16 protein-coding genes are annotated in these 19,182 nt (G+C 71.2%); 15 read left to right on the top strand and 1 reads right to left on the bottom strand.

All coding sequences use genetic code 11. From position 1 onward, the window contains the following. Positions 1-62: 62 nt before the first annotated feature. The 14 genes from BM199_RS12340 (at position 63) to BM199_RS12275 (ending at position 17,353) form a co-directional block, all read left to right on the top strand. On the top strand, positions 63-581 hold the full coding sequence (locus BM199_RS12340) for a PH-like domain-containing protein (RefSeq protein ID WP_091673009.1): 519 nt from the start codon (positions 63-65) through the stop codon (positions 579-581). Continuing rightward, entirely contained in the window at positions 578-1,738 is a 1,161-nt protein-coding gene (gene carA, locus BM199_RS12335) for a glutamine-hydrolyzing carbamoyl-phosphate synthase small subunit (RefSeq protein WP_091673008.1), read from the top strand. Before BM199_RS12340 ends, carA begins: the two co-directional genes overlap by 4 nt. Then, entirely contained in the window at positions 1,738-5,082 is a 3,345-nt protein-coding gene (carB, locus tag BM199_RS12330; protein ID WP_091673006.1) for a carbamoyl-phosphate synthase large subunit, read from the top strand. Before carA ends, carB begins: the two co-directional genes overlap by 1 nt. Then, positions 5,079-5,912: an orotidine-5'-phosphate decarboxylase gene (gene pyrF, locus BM199_RS12325; protein ID WP_091673005.1), complete on the top strand. Its 834-nt coding sequence runs from the start codon at positions 5,079-5,081 to the stop codon at positions 5,910-5,912. The genes carB and pyrF overlap by 4 nt, the downstream gene beginning before the upstream one ends. A 243-nt stretch (positions 5,913-6,155) precedes the next feature. Beyond that, positions 6,156-6,473, top strand: coding sequence for an integration host factor, actinobacterial type (gene mihF, locus BM199_RS12320; protein WP_091673003.1), 318 nt, complete (start codon positions 6,156-6,158; stop codon positions 6,471-6,473). Positions 6,474-6,541: 68 nt separating this feature from the next. After that, positions 6,542-7,153 carry a guanylate kinase gene (gene gmk / locus BM199_RS12315; RefSeq protein WP_177242587.1) on the top strand — a complete coding sequence of 204 codons (612 nt, stop codon included), beginning with the start codon at positions 6,542-6,544 and terminating at the stop codon, positions 7,151-7,153. Further along, positions 7,150-7,425 carry a DNA-directed RNA polymerase subunit omega gene (gene rpoZ, locus BM199_RS12310; RefSeq protein ID WP_091673000.1) on the top strand — a complete coding sequence of 92 codons (276 nt, stop codon included), beginning with the start codon at positions 7,150-7,152 and terminating at the stop codon, positions 7,423-7,425. The genes gmk and rpoZ overlap by 4 nt, the downstream gene beginning before the upstream one ends. 222 nt (positions 7,426-7,647) lie before the next feature. Beyond that, positions 7,648-8,919: a bifunctional phosphopantothenoylcysteine decarboxylase/phosphopantothenate--cysteine ligase CoaBC gene (gene coaBC, locus BM199_RS12305; protein WP_177242598.1), complete on the top strand. Its 1,272-nt coding sequence runs from the start codon at positions 7,648-7,650 to the stop codon at positions 8,917-8,919. A gap of 106 nt (positions 8,920-9,025) precedes the next feature. After that, positions 9,026-10,240 (top strand): methionine adenosyltransferase, encoded by a 1,215-nt coding sequence (metK, locus tag BM199_RS12300; RefSeq protein ID WP_177242586.1) that lies wholly within the window; start codon positions 9,026-9,028, stop codon positions 10,238-10,240. Continuing rightward, the gene (locus tag BM199_RS12295; RefSeq protein ID WP_177242585.1) at positions 10,233-12,344 is read left to right on the top strand and encodes a primosomal protein N'; all 2,112 of its coding nucleotides are present in this window, start codon (positions 10,233-10,235) and stop codon (positions 12,342-12,344) included. The genes metK and BM199_RS12295 overlap by 8 nt, the downstream gene beginning before the upstream one ends. 198 nt (positions 12,345-12,542) lie before the next feature. Further along, positions 12,543-14,369 (top strand): gamma-glutamyltransferase, encoded by a 1,827-nt coding sequence (gene ggt, locus BM199_RS12290; RefSeq protein ID WP_091672998.1) that lies wholly within the window; start codon positions 12,543-12,545, stop codon positions 14,367-14,369. Between the two features lie 91 nt (positions 14,370-14,460). Continuing rightward, the gene (fmt, locus tag BM199_RS12285) at positions 14,461-15,402 is read left to right on the top strand and encodes a methionyl-tRNA formyltransferase (RefSeq protein WP_091672996.1); all 942 of its coding nucleotides are present in this window, start codon (positions 14,461-14,463) and stop codon (positions 15,400-15,402) included. Then, positions 15,399-16,847 carry an RsmB/NOP family class I SAM-dependent RNA methyltransferase gene (locus tag BM199_RS12280; protein ID WP_091672994.1) on the top strand — a complete coding sequence of 483 codons (1,449 nt, stop codon included), beginning with the start codon at positions 15,399-15,401 and terminating at the stop codon, positions 16,845-16,847. The genes fmt and BM199_RS12280 overlap by 4 nt, the downstream gene beginning before the upstream one ends. After that, the gene (locus BM199_RS12275; RefSeq protein ID WP_091672992.1) at positions 16,847-17,353 is read left to right on the top strand and encodes a flavoprotein; all 507 of its coding nucleotides are present in this window, start codon (positions 16,847-16,849) and stop codon (positions 17,351-17,353) included. Before BM199_RS12280 ends, BM199_RS12275 begins: the two co-directional genes overlap by 1 nt. A gap of 13 nt (positions 17,354-17,366) precedes the next feature. Here the strand turns inward: BM199_RS12275 and BM199_RS12270 are convergent, their stop codons facing one another. Then, positions 17,367-17,912: a CGNR zinc finger domain-containing protein gene (locus BM199_RS12270; protein ID WP_091672991.1), complete on the bottom strand. Its 546-nt coding sequence runs from the start codon at positions 17,910-17,912 to the stop codon at positions 17,367-17,369. A gap of 60 nt (positions 17,913-17,972) precedes the next feature. Here BM199_RS12270 and BM199_RS12265 point away from each other — a divergent pair, with 60 nt between their 5' ends. After that, positions 17,973-19,172 (top strand): MFS transporter, encoded by a 1,200-nt coding sequence (locus BM199_RS12265; protein WP_177242584.1) that lies wholly within the window; start codon positions 17,973-17,975, stop codon positions 19,170-19,172. Positions 19,173-19,182 lie beyond the last annotated feature (10 nt).

The following is a 19,182-nucleotide window of genomic DNA, read 5'->3' as shown; positions in this document are numbered from 1 at the left end:
CGCGGGCATCGGTGACGCACGCTACGGACCTGAATAGCCCGAGGATTGAATAGGACACAGTGATGGACAGGTTGTTGCTCTCGCTGCTGGTCGCCGCCTTCTTCGGCCTGTGCGTGTACGGGATGTGGCGGGGCTGGCGACGCCAGGCACGGGCGCAGAGCGTCGAGTTCCCGCCGTTCCCGGAAGTCCCCGCACAGCCGGGCGAGCCGGTGCTCGAGGCACACGGACTGTACGTGTGCACGACGAGGGCCGGGCGCTGGCAGGAGCGGATCGTCACCAGAGGTGCGGGCCTGCGCACGACCGCGACCCTGCGCTGCTATCCCGGCGGGATCGAGGTGGAGCGCGTCGGAGCCCCCGGCTTCTGGATCCCGCGAGAGTCCGTTGTGGACACCGTTATCGGGAAGGGTATGGCGGGCAAGGTGATGGGCACCGACAGCCTGCTGGTGATCACCTGGCGTCTCGGCGAGGAGGCCGTGGACACGGGCTTCCGTGGCGACGACATCGATGTCTATCCGAAGTGGATCGAGGCGCTGCACGGCAACGTGACCGGCCCGCAGACAAAGGGAGGGGCCCAGCGATGACGGGCAGTACACAGACACCGGCGGCACTGGTGCTGGAGGACGGACGCGTGTTCCGCGGCAGCGCCTACGGCGCGCGGGGCACGAGTCTCGGCGAGGTCGTGTTCAGCACGGGCATGACCGGCTATCAGGAGACGCTCACCGACCCGTCCTACCACCGCCAGATCGTGGTGCAGACCGCACCGCAGATCGGCAACACCGGATGGAACGACGAGGACGACGAGTCGGCGCGGATCTGGGTGGCGGGATACGTCGTGCGGGACCCGGCCAGGACCCCGTCCAACTGGCGGTCGCTTCGATCGCTCGACCACGAGCTGGCCGAGCAGGGGGTGGTCGGCATCTCCGAGGTCGACACCCGGACCCTCACCCGGCACATCCGCGAGCACGGCGCCATGCGCGCCGGGGTCTTCTCCGGCGACGCGCTGCTGGCGGGCGGATCCGTCCGTCCCGACGCCGACCTGCTCACCGAGGTGCTGGCCAGTCCCAGCATGCAGGGCGCCGACCTCGCGGGTGAGGTCACGACCCGCTCGCCCTACGTGGTCGCCGCACAGGGTGAGACCCGCTTCCGGGTCGCCGCGCTGGACCTCGGGATCAAGTCCAACACTCCGCGCCAGCTGAGCAAACGCGGGATAGAGGTGCACGTGCTGCCGGCCAGCAGCAGCCTGCGGGACCTGCTCGCCGTGGAGCCGGACGGCGTCTTCCTCTCCAACGGGCCGGGCGACCCGGCCACCACCGAGCACGCCACCGCGCTCACACGTGAGGTGCTGGGCAGGGAACTCCCGTTGTTCGGGATCTGCTTCGGCAACCAGATCCTCGGCCGTGCGCTCGGCCTCGGCACCTACAAGATGCGCTACGGCCACCGGGGCATCAACATCCCGGTGATCGACGTGGCGACCGGGACGGTGGCGATCACCGCGCAGAACCACGGCTTCGCCCTCGAGGGTGAACCCGGACAGTGGTTCGAGTCCGAATTCGGAGCGGCGCAGATCAGCCACTACTGCCCGAACGACGACACGGTAGAGGGAGTCCGCTGCTCCGACGTCCCGGCGTTCTCGGTGCAGTACCACCCCGAGGCCGCCGCGGGGCCACATGACGCCGCGCCACTGTTCGACGAGTTCGTTGGCCTGATGCAGCGGGCCGAAGGGAAGGGCGGCCGCTGATGCCGAAACGTACAGACATCGAGCACGTCCTGGTAATCGGCTCAGGGCCGATCGTGATCGGGCAGGCCGCCGAGTTCGACTACTCGGGCACGCAGGCGTGCCGCGTGCTGCGTGAGGAGGGCATCCGGGTCAGCCTGGTGAACTCCAACCCCGCCACGATCATGACCGACCCGGAGTTCGCCGACTCGACCTACATCGAGCCGGTGACCCCGGACTTCGTGGAGAAGGTCATCGCCAACGAGAAGGAGCAGGGGCGCCCGATCGACGCGCTCCTGGCCACCCTCGGCGGCCAGACCGCACTCAACGCCGCCGTCGCCCTGCACGAGCGCGGCGTGCTGGAGAAGTACGGCGTCGAGCTGATTGGCGCCGACATCGACGCCATCCAGCGCGGCGAGGACCGGCAGAAGTTCAAGGACATCGTCCGCTCGATCGGCGGCGACGTCCCGCGCAGCGCGGTCTGCCACTCCATGGACGAGGTGCGGGAGACCGTTGCCGATCTCGGCCTCCCCGTGGTCATCCGTCCCTCGTACACGATGGGCGGCCTCGGCTCCGGCATGGTGCACACCGAGGACGAGCTGGAGCGGATGGCCTCGTTCGGGCTGGAGGAGAGCCCCGTCACCGAGGTGCTCATCGAGGAGAGCGTGCTCGGCTGGAAGGAGTACGAGCTCGAGCTGATGCGCGACAGGAACGACAACGTCGTGGTCATCTGCTCGATCGAGAACATCGACGCCATGGGCGTGCACACCGGCGACTCGGTGACCGTGGCGCCCGCGATGACGCTGACCGACCGCGAGTACCAGCACATGCGCGACGTCGGCATCGACGTCCTGCGCGCGGTGGGAGTGGAGACCGGCGGCTGCAACATCCAGTTCGCGATCAACCCCCGCGACGGCCGGATGGTCGTCATCGAGATGAACCCGCGCGTGTCGCGGTCCTCGGCGCTGGCCTCGAAGGCGACGGGCTTCCCGATCGCCAAGATCGCCGCGCGGCTCGCCGTCGGCTACACCCTCGACGAGATCCGCAACGACATCACCGGTGAGACCCCGGCCTCGTTCGAGCCGACCCTCGACTACGTCGTGGTGAAGGTGCCGCGGTTCGCCTTCGAGAAGTTCCCCGGTGCGGACCCGACGCTGACGACCACGATGAAGAGCGTCGGCGAGGCCATGGCCATGGGCCGCAGTTTCCCCGAGGCACTGGGCAAGGCACTGCGCTCCATCGACACCAAGGCGGGCGGCTTCTGGACCCAGCCGGACCCCGAGGACGCGACCGTCGAATCGGTGCTGGAGCAGCTGCGCACCCCGCACGACGGCAGGCTCTACGTCGTCGAGCGGGCACTGCGGCTCGGCGCGACCGTCGAGCAGGTGCACGAGGCCAGCGGCATCGACCCGTGGTTCGTCGACCAGATCGCCCTGATCGGCGAGATCGGCGCGCAGGTGCGGGAGGCTCCCGTGCTGGACGGCGCGCTGCTGCTGCGAGCCAAGCGCACCGGGCTGTCCGATCAGCAGATCGCGGCACTGCGGCCGGAACTGGCCGGTGAGGACGGCGTTCGCGCGTTGCGGCACCGACTCGGCGTGCGGCCGGTGTTCAAGACGGTGGACACCTGCGCCGCGGAGTTCGCGGCGAAGACCCCCTACCACTACTCGGCCTACGAGCTCGACCCCGGCGCCGAGTCCGAGGTGTCCGCGCAGACCGAGCGGGAAAAGGTGCTGATCCTCGGGTCCGGGCCCAACCGGATCGGGCAGGGCATCGAGTTCGACTACTCCTGCGTGCACGCGGCGATCGCGTTGCGTGAGGCCGGGTTCGAGGCCGTGATGGTCAACTGCAACCCGGAGACCGTATCCACCGACTACGACACGTCGGACCGCCTGTACTTCGAGCCACTCACCTTCGAGGACGTGCTGGAGGTGGTGCACGCCGAGCAGGAGTCGGGCACCGTCGCCGGGGTCATCGTGCAGCTGGGCGGGCAGACCCCGCTGGGGCTGGCGCAGCGGCTGGCCGACGCGGGCGTGCCCATCGTGGGGACCCCGCCCGAGGCGATCCACCTCGCGGAGGACCGGGGCTCGTTCGGGACCGTGCTGGTCAACGCGGGTCTGCCCGCGCCGCGCTACGGCACCGCGACCTCCTTCGAGGGCGCGAAGCGGATCGCCGACGAGATCGGTTACCCGGTCCTGGTGCGGCCCTCCTACGTACTGGGCGGGCGCGGAATGGAGATCGTCTACGACGAGGCCCACCTCGCCGGCTACATCGAGCGGGCCACCGAGGTGACCCCGGAGCACCCGGTACTGGTGGACCGGTTCCTCGACGACGCCATCGAGATCGACGTGGACGCCATCTACGACGGCGAGGAGCTCTACCTCGGTGGCGTGATGGAGCACATCGAGGAGGCCGGGATCCACTCCGGGGACTCCTCGTGCGCGCTGCCGCCGATCACCCTCGGCCGGACCGACCTGGAGGCCGTGCGGCGCTCGACCGAGGCGATCGCCAAGGGCGTCGGCGTGCGCGGCCTGCTGAACGTGCAGTACGCGCTCAAGGACGACGTCCTGTACGTCCTCGAGGCCAATCCGAGGGCGTCGCGGACGGTGCCGTTCGTGTCCAAGGCGACCGCGGTCCCGCTGGCCAAGGCGGCGTCGCTGGTGATGACCGGAGCCACGATCGCGGGGCTGCGCGCCGACGGTGTGCTTCCGGCCACCGGCGACGGTGGTGATCTGCCCGCGCACTCGCCGGTGTCGGTGAAGGAGGCGGTGCTGCCGTTCCACCGTTTCCGGACACCGGAGGGGCACGGTGTCGACTCGCTGCTCGGGCCGGAGATGAAGTCCACCGGCGAGGTGATGGGCGTGGACGTCTCCTTCGGCAAGGCGTTCGCCAAGTCGCAGGCCGGCGCCTACGGCTCCCTGCCGACCTCGGGCAAGGTCTTCGTCTCGGTGGCCAATCGGGACAAGCGCTCGCTGGTGTTCCCGGTCAAGCGGCTCGCCGATCTCGGATTCGAGATCCTCGCGACGTCGGGCACGGCGGAAGTGTTGCGCCGCAACGGAATCGACTGCTCCGTGGTGCGCAAGCACTACGAGAGCGCCGCCGCGGGGGCACTGTCCGAATCGGACCGGGATGTCGTGGAGGTGATCCTGGCGGGCGAGGTGGTCATGGTCATAAACACCCCGTACGGCAACAGCGGGCCCAGGGTGGACGGCTACGAGATCCGCACGGCCGCGGTGTCGAGGGACATCCCGTGCATCACCACGATCCAGGGCGCCGCGGCCGCCGTGCACGGCATCGAGGCACTGATCCGCGGGGACATCGGGGTGCGGTCCCTGCAGGACCTGCAGGCGGCGCTGCGGGCCCAGCCGTGACAGCGGGACAGGTCCCGTTCGGCGCCCGGCTGGCCGCCGCCGTCGCCGAACGGGGCCCGCTGTGTGCCGGTGTGGATCCGCATCCGGGACTGCTGCGGGAATGGGGCCTGTCCGCCGACGCCGCGGGGCTGGAGCGCTTCGCCCTCACGGCCACGGAGGCGCTCGCGGGGGAGGTGTCGGTACTCAAGCCGCAGTCGGCGTTCTTCGAGGCCTACGGTTCGGCGGGGATCGCCGTACTCGAGCGCGTGATCGCGCTGGCACGCGACGCGGGCACCCTGGTGCTGCTGGACGTCAAACGCGGCGACATCGGCTCCACTATGGCCGCCTACGCGGCGGCGTACCTGGCCGACGGCGCGCCGCTGGCCGCCGACGCCATCACGGTGTCGCCCTACCTCGGATTCGACTCCCTGCTGCCGACCATGGAACTGGCCAGGGCGCAGGGTAGCGGGATCTTCGTGCTGGCCCGTACGTCGAACCCGGAGAGCGGGCAGGGCCAGCACGCGCGGGTCGAGGACGGCAGGACGCTGGCGCAGTCGATCGTCGACGCCGCGGCCCTGCGCAACGCGACGGCGGAACGCGGTGGGGACGTGGGGGTCGTGGCCGGGGCGACGATCGGCGCGGGCGAGCTCGATCTGCGTGCGCTGAACGGCCCGGTGCTGGCCCCCGGTTTCGGTGCACAGGGCGCCACGGTGGCCGATCTGCGCAGGGTGTTCGGCGAGGAGTTGCCCGGTGTGCTGCCCGCATCCTCACGGGACATCCTGCGGCACGGTCCGGGGCAGGCGGCCCTGCGTTCCGCGGTACGCGCCGTGCAGGACTCGCTGCGGGGCTGAGCCGTTGAAGGGCCGCCGTGGTTGAAGGGCCGCGTGGTTGAAGGGCTTAGCCGGCCGGGTTATACAGGAAGTGAAAAGCGGATTGCTGGGCCGAATGGCGGACTTTCGGCCGCCTTCTGGCGCTGAACTGCACTACCAGGCCCGGAAACGGCTGTGATCGGGCCACCCCGCATTGTGGTCGCTACTGGCGTGTCGGTACGGTCGCGACACCCACCCAGAATTTGAGTACTACCGGAGGAAAACGTGGCACTTCCCCAGCTCACCGAGGAACAGCGTGCTGCGGCGCTGGAGAAGGCCGCTGCCGCCCGTCGCGCCCGCGCGGAGCTCAAGGAGCGGCTCAAGCGGGGCGGCACCACCTTGGCCGAGGTGCTGAAGCAGGCCGATGAGGACGAGGTCCTCGGCAAGATGAAGGTGTCTGCTCTGCTGGAAGCCCTTCCCGGCGTCGGCAAGGTGCGTGCGCAGCAGACGATGGAGCGTCTCGAGATCGCCCCCAGCCGTAGGCTGCGCGGTCTCGGTGACCGGCAGCGCAAGGCGCTGCTGGCCGAGTTCAGCGGTCAGTGAGCGACGGGGTTTACGACGCCCCAACCGAAGCCGGCCGAGTCGCCGGCGGTAAGTCCCACGATGAGCCGGTGCCGGGGAACGTCTCCCGGCACCGGCTCACCGTCGTTTCGGGACCGTCGGGCGTCGGAAAGTCGAGCGTGGTCGGGGAGCTGCGGCGCCTCGATCCGCGGATCTACTTCAGCGTCTCGGTCACCACACGCCGGCCCCGCCCCGGCGAGGTGGACGGCGTGCACTACCACTTCGTCGACAGATCCGCCTTCGACGCGATGATCGCGGGTGGTGAGCTGCTGGAGTACGCCGAGTTCGCGGGCAACTGCTATGGCACCCCGCGGGCCCCGGTCGAGGCCGCGCTGCGATCCGGGCGGCCCGCCGTGCTGGAGATCGAGCTACAGGGAGCGCGCCAGGTTCGCCGGGCGATGCCGGACGCTCGGCTGGTGATGCTGCTGCCGCCATCCTGGGGGGAACTGGTCGGCAGACTGACCGGCCGTGGCACCGAGGAGGACACCGCCGTGCGGGCTCGTCTCGCCGAGGCGGAGCGGGAACTGGAGGCCTCGGGAGAGTTCGACGAACGCATTGTCAATGCCGACGTGCGGACCGCCGCGAGGGAGTTGCTAACCTTGATGACGGACACGTCCACAGTTCAGGACGATCACACCGACGATTCGGAGCACGACGAGTGACCGCGATTACGCTGGGTGCCCAGGGCGAGGCGTTGGAAGGCATTACCAACCCGCCGATCGACGACCTGCTCGAGAAGGTCAGTTCGAAGTACGCGCTGGTGATCTACTCGGCCAAGCGTGCCCGTCAGATCAACGACTACTACGCACAGCTCGGCGAGGGCCTGCTGGAGTACGTGGGGCCGCTGGTCGAGCCGGGCCCGCGGGAGAAGCCGCTGTCGATCGCGCTGCGCGAGATCCACGCCGGCCTGCTCGAGCACACCGAGGGCGAGTAGCACCCGGAGACGGACGACGCTGAAGACGGTCGGTTGACAGCCATGAGCAAGCGTTGTGAAACCTGGCTGATCTGCATCTGGTGAGTGGATGAACGCGCGCGGCGGTAGCCCACGAGCGGGGAGGCGGGGCGTATGACGTGTGACGGTGACGATGGGATGCCCGGTCCGAGCCCCGCCCGCCCGTCTCCCACCACCACGCAGACGGAGGCGCTCCGCACCGCGATGCTGGCCGAGTCGACCGTGCCGCGCGTTTCTCAAAGCGCACCGAGCAAGCCGCAGGTGGTCCTCGGCGTGGGCGGCGGGATCGCCGCCTACAAGGCGTGCGAGGTGCTGCGCGGGCTGACCGAGTCCGGTCACGACGTTCGCGTGGTCCCAACGGACGCCGCATTGAACTTCGTCGGCGCCGCCACCTTCGAGGCGCTGTCCGGCCACCCCGTGCACACGGGCGTCTTCACCGAGGTGCCCGATGTCCAGCACGTCCGGGTCGGCAAGGACGCCGACCTGGTGATCGTCGTGCCCGCCACCGCGGACCTGCTCGCCAGGGCCGCGCACGGCCTCGCCGACGACCTGCTCACCAACACCCTGCTGACGGCACGCTGCCCGGTCGCGTTCTTTCCGGCCATGCACACCGAGATGTGGGAACACCCGGCCACCCGGGACAACGTGGCCCTGTTGCGCTCGCGGGGCGTGGTCGTGGCCGAACCGGACTCCGGCAGGTTGACCGGCGTCGACACGGGCAAGGGCAGGCTGGCCGACCCGAGGGAGATCGTCGACCTGGCCCGGCTGCTGCTGGCCGCGCCGGCCGCGCTGCCGCGCGATCTGACGGGCGTCCGCGTGGTGATCTCCGCGGGCGGCACCAGGGAGGCGCTCGACCCAGTGCGCTATCTCGGCAACCGGTCCTCGGGAAAGCAGGGCTACGCGATGGCCAGAGTCGCCGCGCAGCGGGGGGCCGAGGTCACCCTGGTCGCGGCGCACACCGTCGCGCTACCGCAGCCGGCGGGCGTCGATGTCCAGCACGTCTCCAGTGCGTCAGAACTCAGCGCGGCCGTTCATGCTGCCGCCTCCGCCGCGGATGTCGTGGTGATGGCCGCCGCGGTGGCGGACTTCCGGCCCGCGCGACGCGCCGACCACAAGATCAAGAAATCGGACGACCAGCCGGACCCTGCCGTCGAACTGGTCCGCAACCCCGACATCCTCGCCGAGCTGGTGACCGCCCGGCGGGACGGGCAGGTCATCGTGGGTTTCGCCGCGGAGACCGGGGACGAGTCCGGTGGCGTGCTCGAGCACGCCAGAGCCAAACTGAAGCGCAAGGGCTGCGACCTGCTGGTCGTCAACGCCGTCGGCGAGGGCAGGGCCTTCGAGGTCGAGGACAACGCGGGTTGGCTGCTCGCCGCACCCGAGCGGGGCGGTGCGGAGCGGCAGATCCCGCTCGGCTCGAAGTCGCAACTGGCGTCCGCTGTGTGGGACGCGGTGACTGAACTGATCGCGCCTTGAGGATTGTCCGGTGCCGGAGTCAGTAGGCTTCGTTAGGCTGCCGACGCAGCACACCGCACGGCCGCGCGCCGTACGACACACTGTCGGAAGAGGGAAGTGACAAGCGTTGACCGCGTCGAATCGCAGGCTGTTCACGTCGGAGTCGGTGACCGAAGGTCATCCGGACAAGATCTGTGACGCGATCAGCGACTCCGTCCTGGACGCGCTGCTGGCCAAGGACCCCCGCAGCCGCGTCGCCGTCGAGACCCTGATCACCACCGGCCAGGTCCACGTCGCGGGCGAGGTGACCACCGAGGCCTACGCCGACATCCCCACCATCGTCCGGGACGTGATCCTGCGGATCGGCTACGACTCGTCCGCGAAGGGGTTCGACGGCAACTCCTGCGGCGTGAACGTCGCCATCGGCTCGCAGTCCCCGGACATCGCCCAGGGTGTGGACACCGCCTACGAGACCAGGCTGGAAAGCGCCACCGAGGAGGTCGCCGACGAGATCGACCGGCAGGGCGCGGGTGACCAGGGCCTGATGTTCGGCTATGCCTGCAGCGACACGCCCGAACTCATGCCGTTGCCGATCGCACTGGCCCACCGGCTGTCCCAGCGCCTGACCGCCGTGCGCAAGGAGGGTGTGCTGCCCTACCTGCGCCCGGACGGCAAGACGCAGGTCACCATCGAGTACGCCGGGGAGCAGGCCGTCCGCCTGGACACCGTGGTGGTGTCCAGTCAGCACGCCGACGGCATCGACCTGGAAGCCATGCTCGGGGTCGACATCCGCGAGCAGGTGGTCGCGCCGGTGATCGACGGTCTCGACCTGGACAGCGGCGACGTCCGCCTGCTGGTCAACCCGACCGGCCGGTTCGTCATCGGCGGTCCCATGGGCGACGCGGGACTCACCGGCCGCAAGATCATCGTCGACACCTACGGCGGCATGGCCCGCCACGGTGGCGGCGCCTTCTCCGGCAAGGATCCGTCCAAGGTCGACCGCTCCGCCACCTACGCGATGCGCTGGGTCGCGAAGAACGTCGTGGCCGCGGGGCTCGCCTCCAGGGTGGAGGTGCAGGTCGCCTACGCGATCGGCAAGGCGTCTCCGGTGGGGTTGTTCGTGGAGACCTTCGGCACCGAGACCGTGGACCCGGCGAAGATCCAGGCGGCCATCAGCGAGGTCTTCGACCTTCGTCCCGCCGCGATCATCCGGGATCTCGACCTGTTGCGGCCGATCTACGCGCCCACCTCGGCCTACGGCCACTTCGGCAGGCCCGACCTCGACCTGCCCTGGGAGCGCACCGACCGGGCCGACGCGCTCCGGTCGGCGGCGGGTGCCTGAGGGCGGGACGCCGCCGCTGTGGGACCTGCCCCAGCGGCAGGCCCCCGCGGCGAAACCCATACGGAAGGCGTCCGCGCCCAAGCCGGCCAAACCCGCGAAGCGTGCGGCCAGGGGCAAGGGGCAGCGCGCGCCCGCCGAGACCGCGCCGGTGGCCAGGATCGTCGTCGACGTCCCGCTGGCGCATCTGGACCGTACGTTCGACTACCAGGTACCCGCTGACCTTGACGCCGCCGCGGTTCCCGGCTGCCGGGTCCGGGTGCGGTTCGCGGGACAGCTGGTCGACGGGTTCCTGCTGGAGCGGGCCGACACCACCGAGCACAAGGGCACCCTCGCGTTTCTGGAGCGGGTCACCTCCAGCGAACCCGTGCTGACTCCGGCGCTGGCCGGGCTGGCCAGGGCCGTCGCCGACCGGTACGGCGGCACCCTCATCGACGTGCTCCGGCTGGCGATCCCGCCGCGGCACGCGAAGGCGGAGGCCGAGCCACCGCGCGAGGCCGCGCCGCGACCGGAGCAGCCCGACGTCTCGGGCTGGCAGCGCTATCCGCGCGGACCGGTACTGGCCGACGCGCTGAGCGCGGGGCGGCCCGCACACGCCGTCTGGCAGGCGCTGCCGGGGGAGGATTGGCCCGCCCGGCTCGCCGAACTCGCCGCGACCGTCGCCGCGACGGGCAGGGGAGCGGTGCTGGTCGTGCCCGACCACCGCGACCTCACCCGGCTGCACGATGCCTGCGTGGCGCGGGTCGGCGCGGACGCGACGGTCTCACTGTCCGCCGGACTCGGCCCCGCCGAACGGTACCGGCGCTGGCTCGCGGTGTCGCGCGGATCGGCGCGGGTGGTCGTCGGAACTCGGGCGGCGATGTTCGCCCCGGTGGCCGACCCCGGGCTATTCGTGGTGTGGGACGACGGCGACGATCTGCACGTCGACCCGCACATGCCGTATCCACAGGTGCGCGATGTGCTGATGTTGCGCGCGCACGCGGACGCGGCGTCGCTGGTGGTCGCCGGCTTCACCCGCACCGCCGAGGCGCAGTTGCTGGTGGATTCCGGCTGGGCGCATCCCGTCGTCGCCTCCAGGGAGGAACTGCGCGCGAGCGCGCCGAGGGTGACCCCGTTCGGCGAGGATTTCGACCTGGCCAGGGACGAGGCGGCCAGGGCTGCCCGGCTACCCGCGGTCGCGTTCGAGGCGGCGCGGGCTGGCCTGAAGGCCGGAGCACCGGTGCTGGTCCAGGTTCCCCGCAGGGGGTACGTCCCCGGTCTGGCGTGTGACCACTGCCGGAGCCCGGCCCGGTGCAGGCACTGCGCGGGTCCGCTGCTGCTCGGCGGCGGCACCGAGGGCGGGGTGGCCAGGCCGCCGAGCTGCCGGTGGTGCGGTGTGCCGGACACCGCCTACCGCTGCGCGGCCTGCGGCTCCCGTCGCCTGCGTGCCGTCGTGATCGGCGCCCGCCGCACCGCGGAGGAGTTGGGACGGGCGTTTCCCGGGGTCCCGGTGCGCACCTCCGGGGCGCAGGAGGTGCTGGCCAGCGTCGCGGCCGAGCCCGCGCTCGTCGTGTGCACGCCGGGCGCGGAGCCGGTGGCCGAATCGGGGTATGGCGCCGCGCTGCTGCTCGACGGCTGGGCGCTGCTCGGCAGGCAGGACCTGCGGGCGGCGGAAGAGGCACTGCGCCGCTGGATGGGTGCGGCGGCCCTGGTCCGCCCCGGCCCGGAGGGCGGCAGGGTCGTCGTCGGCGCCGATGTCTCGCTGGCCCCGGTGCAAGCGCTGATCCGCTGGGACCCGGCCTGGCACGCCGGACTCGAACTCGCCGAGCGCACGGAACTGGGTTTCCCGCCCGCCGTGCGGATGGCCAGTTTCGAGGGCACCCCCGAGGCGGTCGCCACGCTGCTGGAGGAGATCCCACTGCCCGAGTCGGCAGAGGTGCTCGGCCCGGTCCCGCTCGGCGAACCGGACTCCGACGGCCGCACCGAGAAGGAGCGCGCCCTGATCCGGGTGCCCCGCGCCGACGGCCGCGCACTCGCCGCAGCCGCGCACACGGTCAGCGCCCTGCGCAGCACCCGCAAGGACCCAGCCCCCATCCGCACCCAACTGGACCCCCAAAACCTCATCTAGCCGAGTTTGCATTCCATGCACATGTGTTTGCGTTCCGTGTACACGTGTTCGACATTCCCGTACACGAGTTGCACTTCCCCGCGTCTCTGCTGATCGACTGCGGACCCTGGAACGCAAACACGTGCGCACAGAACGAAATCAAGTGTGCACAGAACGCAAACACGTGTGCCTAGGGCGCAAATACGGCACACTGCCCGAATGCCAGTCCCACGCGCGCGACTCCTGACCCGTGCCCTGGCCGCCGTGTTGCCGGTGGCCCTGCTCGTGCCCGCGGCCCCGGCCGCCGGCGCGGACACATCCACGACCGCACACGGCCCGCAGCCGGTGGCGCGCGGCTACCTGGGGGCCGTCTCCAGCATCGACGCCGACGCGACGGCGATCGGCACCGCGGTCCTGCGTAAGGGCGGCAACGCGGTGGACGCCGCCGTGGCGACGGCCGCCGCGCTGGGCGTCACGGACCCGTTCTCCGCCGGGATCGGGGGCGGGGGCTTCTTCGTGTACTACGACGCCAAATCCCGCACCGTGCGCACCCTCGACGGCAGGGAGACCGCACCGGCTGCCGCCGACGAGTCGCTGTTCCTCGAGAACGGCAGTCCACTGCCCTTCTGGGAGGCTGTCACCAGCGGACTCTCCGTCGGAGTTCCCGGTACGCCCGCGACCTGGCGGGACGCGTTGAAGGCATGGGGCAGCCGACCGCTCGCCGCGCTGATGCGTCCGGCGGAACGGCTGGCCCGGTCCGGCTTCACGGTGGACGAGACGTTCCACCGGCAGGTCGCGAGCAACGCCGAGCGGTTCTCCGCCTTCCCGGCCAGCCGGGACCTGTTCCTCCCCGGCGGAGCGCCGCCCGAGGTCGGCTCCACGTTCACCAACCCCGAACTGGCCGACACCTATGCCCGGCTGGCGGCGACCGGCACGGCGGACCTGTACAACGGCGAGGTGGCCGCCGACATCGCGGACACCGTGCAGGACCCGCCGGTTGATCCCGACGCCGGGCTCACGGTCCGGCCGGGAAAGCTGACCGTCGAGGATCTGGCCGGGTACCGCACGGCCGAGCGCGAACCGACGCACGTGCGCTACCGCGGGCTCGACGTGTACGGCATGCCCGCCCCCTCCTCCGGTGGTCTCACCGTCGGCCAGGCGCTGAACATGCTGGAGACGAAGGACCTCGCGGGCATGGACGAGAGCGCCTACCTGCACCACTTCCTGGAGTCCACGAGGATCGCGTTCGCCGACCGCAACCGCTGGATCGGGGACCCGGCCTACTCCGACGTGCCCAGCGCCGAACTGCTCAGCCAGGAGTTCGCCGACAGCAGGGCCTGCCTCATCGACCCGGATTCGGCGCTGACCAGTCCGGTCGCGCCCGGCGACCCCCGGTCGCCGCAGCCGTGCGCGCAGGCCGCCCCGGGCGCCCCCACGCCGTACGAGGGTGAGCACACCACGCACGTGACCACCGCCGACAAGTGGGGCAACGTCGTCGCCTACACCCTCACCATCGAGCAGGAGGGTGGCAGCGGCATCGTCGTGCCGGGCCGTGGGTTCCTGCTCAACAACGAGCTCACCGACTTCTCCTTCGCCCCGTCCGCCTCCGGTGTACCCGATCCCAACCTGCCCGCGGCGGGCAAGCGCCCCCGGTCGTCGATGGCCCCGACGATCGTGCTCCGGCACGGAAAGCCGGTACTGGCCGTGGGCTCGCCGGGCGGCGCGTCGATCATCACCACCGTGCTGCAGGTCCTGCTCGGCCGCCTCGACCGGGACCTGACCTTGCCGGAGGCCGTTGCCGCGCCGCGAGCGTCCCAGCGAAACTCGCCGACGGCCCAGGTCGAGCGGGCCTTTTTGGAGCAGCCCGCGACGGCCGGACTGATCGAGCGAGGGCAGCGCTTCGCGGACACCCCGAGCGAGATCGGCGCCGTGACCGCGGTCGAACGGCTGCGCGACGGGCGGTGGCTCGCCGCGGCCGAGCCGGAGCGCAGGGGCGGTGGTTCGGCCTCCGTCGTCCTGCCGGTGCGCCTGCCCTGGGACCGCTGACCGCGGGTTCTAGACTGGACGGGATGATCTCCTTCCCCGATTTCTTTCCGTCCGTCCTGCACGGTGCTGTCCTCTCATCGGGAGAGTGCTGATGCGGCTGGTCTTCGCCGGCACGCCCGAACCGGCTGTGCCCTCGCTGCGGGCGTTGCTCGCCTCCGGCCGTCACGAGGTGGTCGCGGTCGTCACCCGGCCCGACGCCCCTGCGGGCCGGGGGAGACAAGTGCTCCGCTCTCCCGTCGGCGCGCTCGCCGACGAACACGGAATCGAGGTGCTCACGCCGGCGAAGGCGGGTGACCCGGCGTTCCTGGCGCGGCTGGCCGAGCTCGCCCCGGATGCCTGTCCCGTTGTCGCCTATGGCGCGCTGCTGCCGCAGGCCGCACTGGACATCCCGCGGTTCGGCTGGGTGAACCTGCACTTCTCCCTGCTGCCCGCATGGCGCGGTGCCGCGCCGGTGCAGGCGGCACTGCGCGCCGGGGACGAGTTCACCGGCGCCTCGACGTTCCGCATCGTCCGGGAGCTGGACGCGGGTCCCGTTTTCGGAGTGGTCACCGAACGCGTCGCGGACGACGACACGGCGGGCTCGCTGCTCGACCGGCTGGCGACGTCGGGAGCGGACCTGATGTTGTCTACTATGGACGGTATCGAGGACGGGGTGCTGCAGCCGGCGGAGCAGCCGGCCGACGGTGTGAGCTATGCCCCCAAGGTCACGGTCGAGGACGCGCGGGTGTCATTCGCCGCTCCCGCGACCGCGCTGGACCGGTTGATCAGGGCGATGTCGCCGGAGCCCGGTGCCTGGGCCGAGTTCCGGGGGGAGCGGCTGAAACTCGGGCCGGTCTCCGTGCCATCGGAGTCCGAACTGGACTCCGTGGAGCTGGAGCCGGGGGAGTTGCTGGTGCAGCGCAAGCGAGTGCTCGTCGGCACGGCGACCAACCCGGTCCGCCTCGGCGACGTACAGGCACAGGGAAAGAAACGGATGGCGGCCACCGACTGGGCGCGCGGTACGAGGATCGATCAGGGAGAGCGCCTGTCATGAACCAGCGAGAAGGCAACAGGGAACGCAGGCCGTCCCGGCCGGGGCACGGCAGGCCCGGTCCGCGCAAGGAAGGGCCGCGTAAGCCCTCGCCGGAGGACCCGGCCCGCCGCGTCGCGCTCGATGTGCTGCGCGCCGTGCGGGAGCGCGACGCCTACGCCAACCTGGCGCTGCCGGAGATGCTGCGCAACCGGCGTATCACCGGCCGCGACGCCGCACTGGCCACCGAACTGACCTACGGCACCGCGCGGGCGCAGGGACTGCTCGACGAGATCATCGCGGCGTGCCTCGACCGCCCGCTGGCGAAGGTCGACGCGCTGGTCCTCGACGGACTGCGCCTCGGCGCATACCAACTGCTGCGCACCAGGATCCCGCAGCACGCCGCGGTCACCTCCACAGTGGACCTCGTGCGCGCGGACGCGGGCTCGCATGTCGCGGGATTCGTCAACGCCGTGCTGCGCACGGTCTCGGAGAAGGACGAGGAAGCCTGGCTGGACCACCTCGCGCCGGATGCGGAGAAGGACCCGATCGGGAACGCCGCGATGCGCACGTCGCACCCGCGCTGGGTGGCCCGCTCCTTCGCGGAAGCGCTGGGCGACAAGGGCCCCGAGCTACAGGCGGCCCTCGAGGCCGACGACGCCCGTCCTTCGGTGCACCTCATCGCCCGTCCCGGGGAGATCACCGCGGACGAGCTGGCCGCGATCACCGGCGGCGACGTCGCCCCGTACTCGCCGTACGGCGTGCACCTGCCCACCGGCAGCGGAGACCTCGCCGAGTCCGAACCGATCCGCCAGCACCTGGCCGCGGTGCAGGACGAGGGCAGCCAGCTGTGCGCGATCGCCGCGACGAAGGCGCCGGTGCAGGGCAGTGACGAGCGTTGGCTCGATCTCTGCGCCGGTCCCGGCGGCAAGGCGGCGTTGCTGGGGGCGCTGGCCGGCCTGTCCGGCGCGACCGTCGACGCGGTCGAGCTGGCCCCGCACCGGGCCAGGCTGATCGAGCGGGTGACCGAGGGGTTGCCGGTCACCGTGCACGTCGCCGACGGGCGTGAGTCCGGCCTCGACGGTGGCTACGACAGGGTGCTGCTGGACGCGCCGTGCAGCGGGCTGGGCGCCCTGCGGCGGCGCCCGGAGGCCCGCTGGCGGCGGCAGCCCTCCGATGTGGCCGACCTGACCAAGCTGCAGGGCCAGCTGCTCGCGGCCGCGTTGGACCTGACCCGTCCCGGCGGTGTCGTGACCTACGTCGTGTGCTCACCGCACCTCGGGGAGACCGAGGGAGTGGTCTCGGAGACCGCGCGCCGCGCCGGAGCGGAGACGCTGGACGCCAGGGAGTTCTTCCCCGGTGTGCCACTGCTCGGGGCCGGACCGTACGTGCAGTTGTGGCCGCATCGCCACGGTACGGACGCGATGTTCTGCGCCGTGCTGCGCAAGCCGGGGGAGACCGCCGCCTGATGGACCAGCGTGTGCTCGGGCTCGTGGTGAGCTCGTGCGGCGGGGTGGAGAGCAGGCTGTGCGGTGAGCTCGCGGCACCGGCGGTCCGGCGCGGCTGGCGGCTCGCGGTCACGCTCACCCCGACCGCGGCGGCCTGGCTCACCCACACCGGGGAGCTCGACCGGCTGCGGGCACTGACCGATCTCGAGGTGCGCAGCGAGTCCCGCCTGCCGGGGCAGCCGAGGCCGCATCCTGATCCCGAGGTGTTCCTGTTCGCCCCCGCCTCGGCCGGATCGGTGGCCAAGCTGGCGCTGGGTGTCGCCGACAACCAGGCGATGACGGTGCTCGGGGAATCGCTAGGGGTGCCGGGGGTGTCGATCGTCGTGGGTTACCAGGTGCGCGACACCCGGACCGGGCACCCCGCGTGGCAGGGCCATCTGGACGCGCTGACATCGGCCGGTGTCCGCCCGCATCGGCTGCGACCGGGCGTGCCCTGGACCGAGGTGCTGGACCAGTTGCCCACGTGAGCGGTGCCCGTCGTCAACCCTCGTGCCGGCGGGACCGGTGGGTGCGCATCTTGTGCCGTGCGCCGCAGATGTCCATGCTGCACCAGACACTGTTCCCGCCCGGCGAGCGATCGTAGAAGAGCCAGCGGCATTCCGGGGCCCGGCACGGCTTGAGCCGCCGCAGTTCGCCGGTGGCGTCCGCGCGGTGGGTGAGGGCGAGCAGCCGGGCGATGAGACCGTCCGCGCCGCGGTCGGTGGCCGGGAACAGCGTGGGTGTCCCGTCGGCGGCCCAGCCCGCACCGGTCAATGTCTCCTCGCAGTAGGCGTTGAGGGCGGCGACCGTCGCCGCGTCGGCGCGGTCGTCGAGGTGATCGCGCAGGGTCTCCCGGAAGCGCACCAGTCGCTCCACCTCGCCGTCCCCGAGCACGCTGCCCTGGGGCAGGAGATCGCGTTCCCGAAGCCAGCGCGCGGCTTCGGCAGGTCCGGTGAGCGCCTCCTCGTCGTAGAGAAAGCGCGCGGAGTTGCCGAACACCTCGAGCGGAAGCAGGTCGTCCGGTGCGGGCGGACGCGAATAGGCCATGAGTTCAATGTTACTGGCGATGGCTGTAAGTAGGTAACCGATCCTGTTACCGTCAATGACATGCAGACGGTAACAGGTGGGGCTCGCGACCCGCGGCGGGTCATCGATCGGCACATCGCGCTCGCCGCCATCTCGGCGATCGGGGTCGGATACGGCTTCGCTCGTTACGGCTACGGGCTCTTTCTGCCGCAGATCCGGGCGGAGTTCGGCCTTTCGGTGTCCGTGCTCGGTGCGATCGGCAGTGCGACGTATTTCGGGTACCTACTGGCGCTGATCCTGGTCGGCGTGCTGGTCACCCGGTTCGGCCCGCGGCCGATGGTCGTGCTGGGCGGACTGTCGGCGACCCTCGGCATGGCCCTGGTCGCGTTCGCGAGCACTCCGGCGCTACTGGTGATCGGTCTTGTGCTGGCCGGCACGAGTTCCGGCTGGATCTGGGCTCCCTACTCCGACGCGATCGGACGTCTGCTGCCGGACGGCAGGCGGGAGCGGGTGCTGGCGATCATTCCCAGCGGGACCGCCTTCGCGGTCGTCATCGCGGGACCACTGGCCCTGCTGGCGCGCTCGACCGGTTGGCGGTTCGCCTGGTTCGTCTTCGCCGCGATCGCGCTGGCCGCCACGGTGTACAACGCCGTGCTGTTGCCGGGTGGATCCACCGCGGATGCCGCGCGCAGGACCCCGGCCATGCGCTGGTTCGCCCGGCGCAGCGCTCTCCCGCTGTACCTCACCGCGCTGTCCTACGGCCTGCTCGGTTCGGTGTACTGGACCTACGCGGTCGAGGCGATCTCGGGTGCCGACGACCCCGAGACGGGCCCGCTGTTCTGGACCCTGATGGGGCTTTCGGGCACCGCGGGAGTGTTCACCGGCCGGGTGCTCGCCCGGATGGGGCTGCCCGGCGCGCACCGGCTGCTCCTGACGGCTCTCGCGGTCGCGGTGGCGCTGCTCGGTGTCGCTCCGGGTTCCGTGGTCGCAGTGGTGGCCTCCGCGCTGCTGTACGGCTGCGCGTTCATGGCCACGTCCGGTCTGCTCGCGGTGTGGAGCTACCAGGTGTTTCCCGAGTACCCGGCCACGGGCTTCAGTGCGGCGGTGCTCTTTCTCGGTGTGGGGTCGGTGGCCGGACCCGTGACCATGGGGATGATCGCCACCCAGTACGGCCTGCGGGTGACGTTCCTGCTCACCGCGGCGCTGGCCCTGCTCACCCTCCTGGCGCCGCCGACCCGGCAGACGGCGCGGACCGCGAGTCCCGGCAGAGCTTGGCGGTAGTTGGTGACGT

Origin of the sequence: Amycolatopsis marina, assembly GCF_900111885.1 — a bacterium.
GTDB lineage: Bacteria > Actinomycetota > Actinomycetes > Mycobacteriales > Pseudonocardiaceae > Amycolatopsis > Amycolatopsis marina.
The sequence above is the reverse complement of the archived record's forward strand: the minus strand, read 5'-3'. Positions and strand labels throughout refer to the sequence as shown.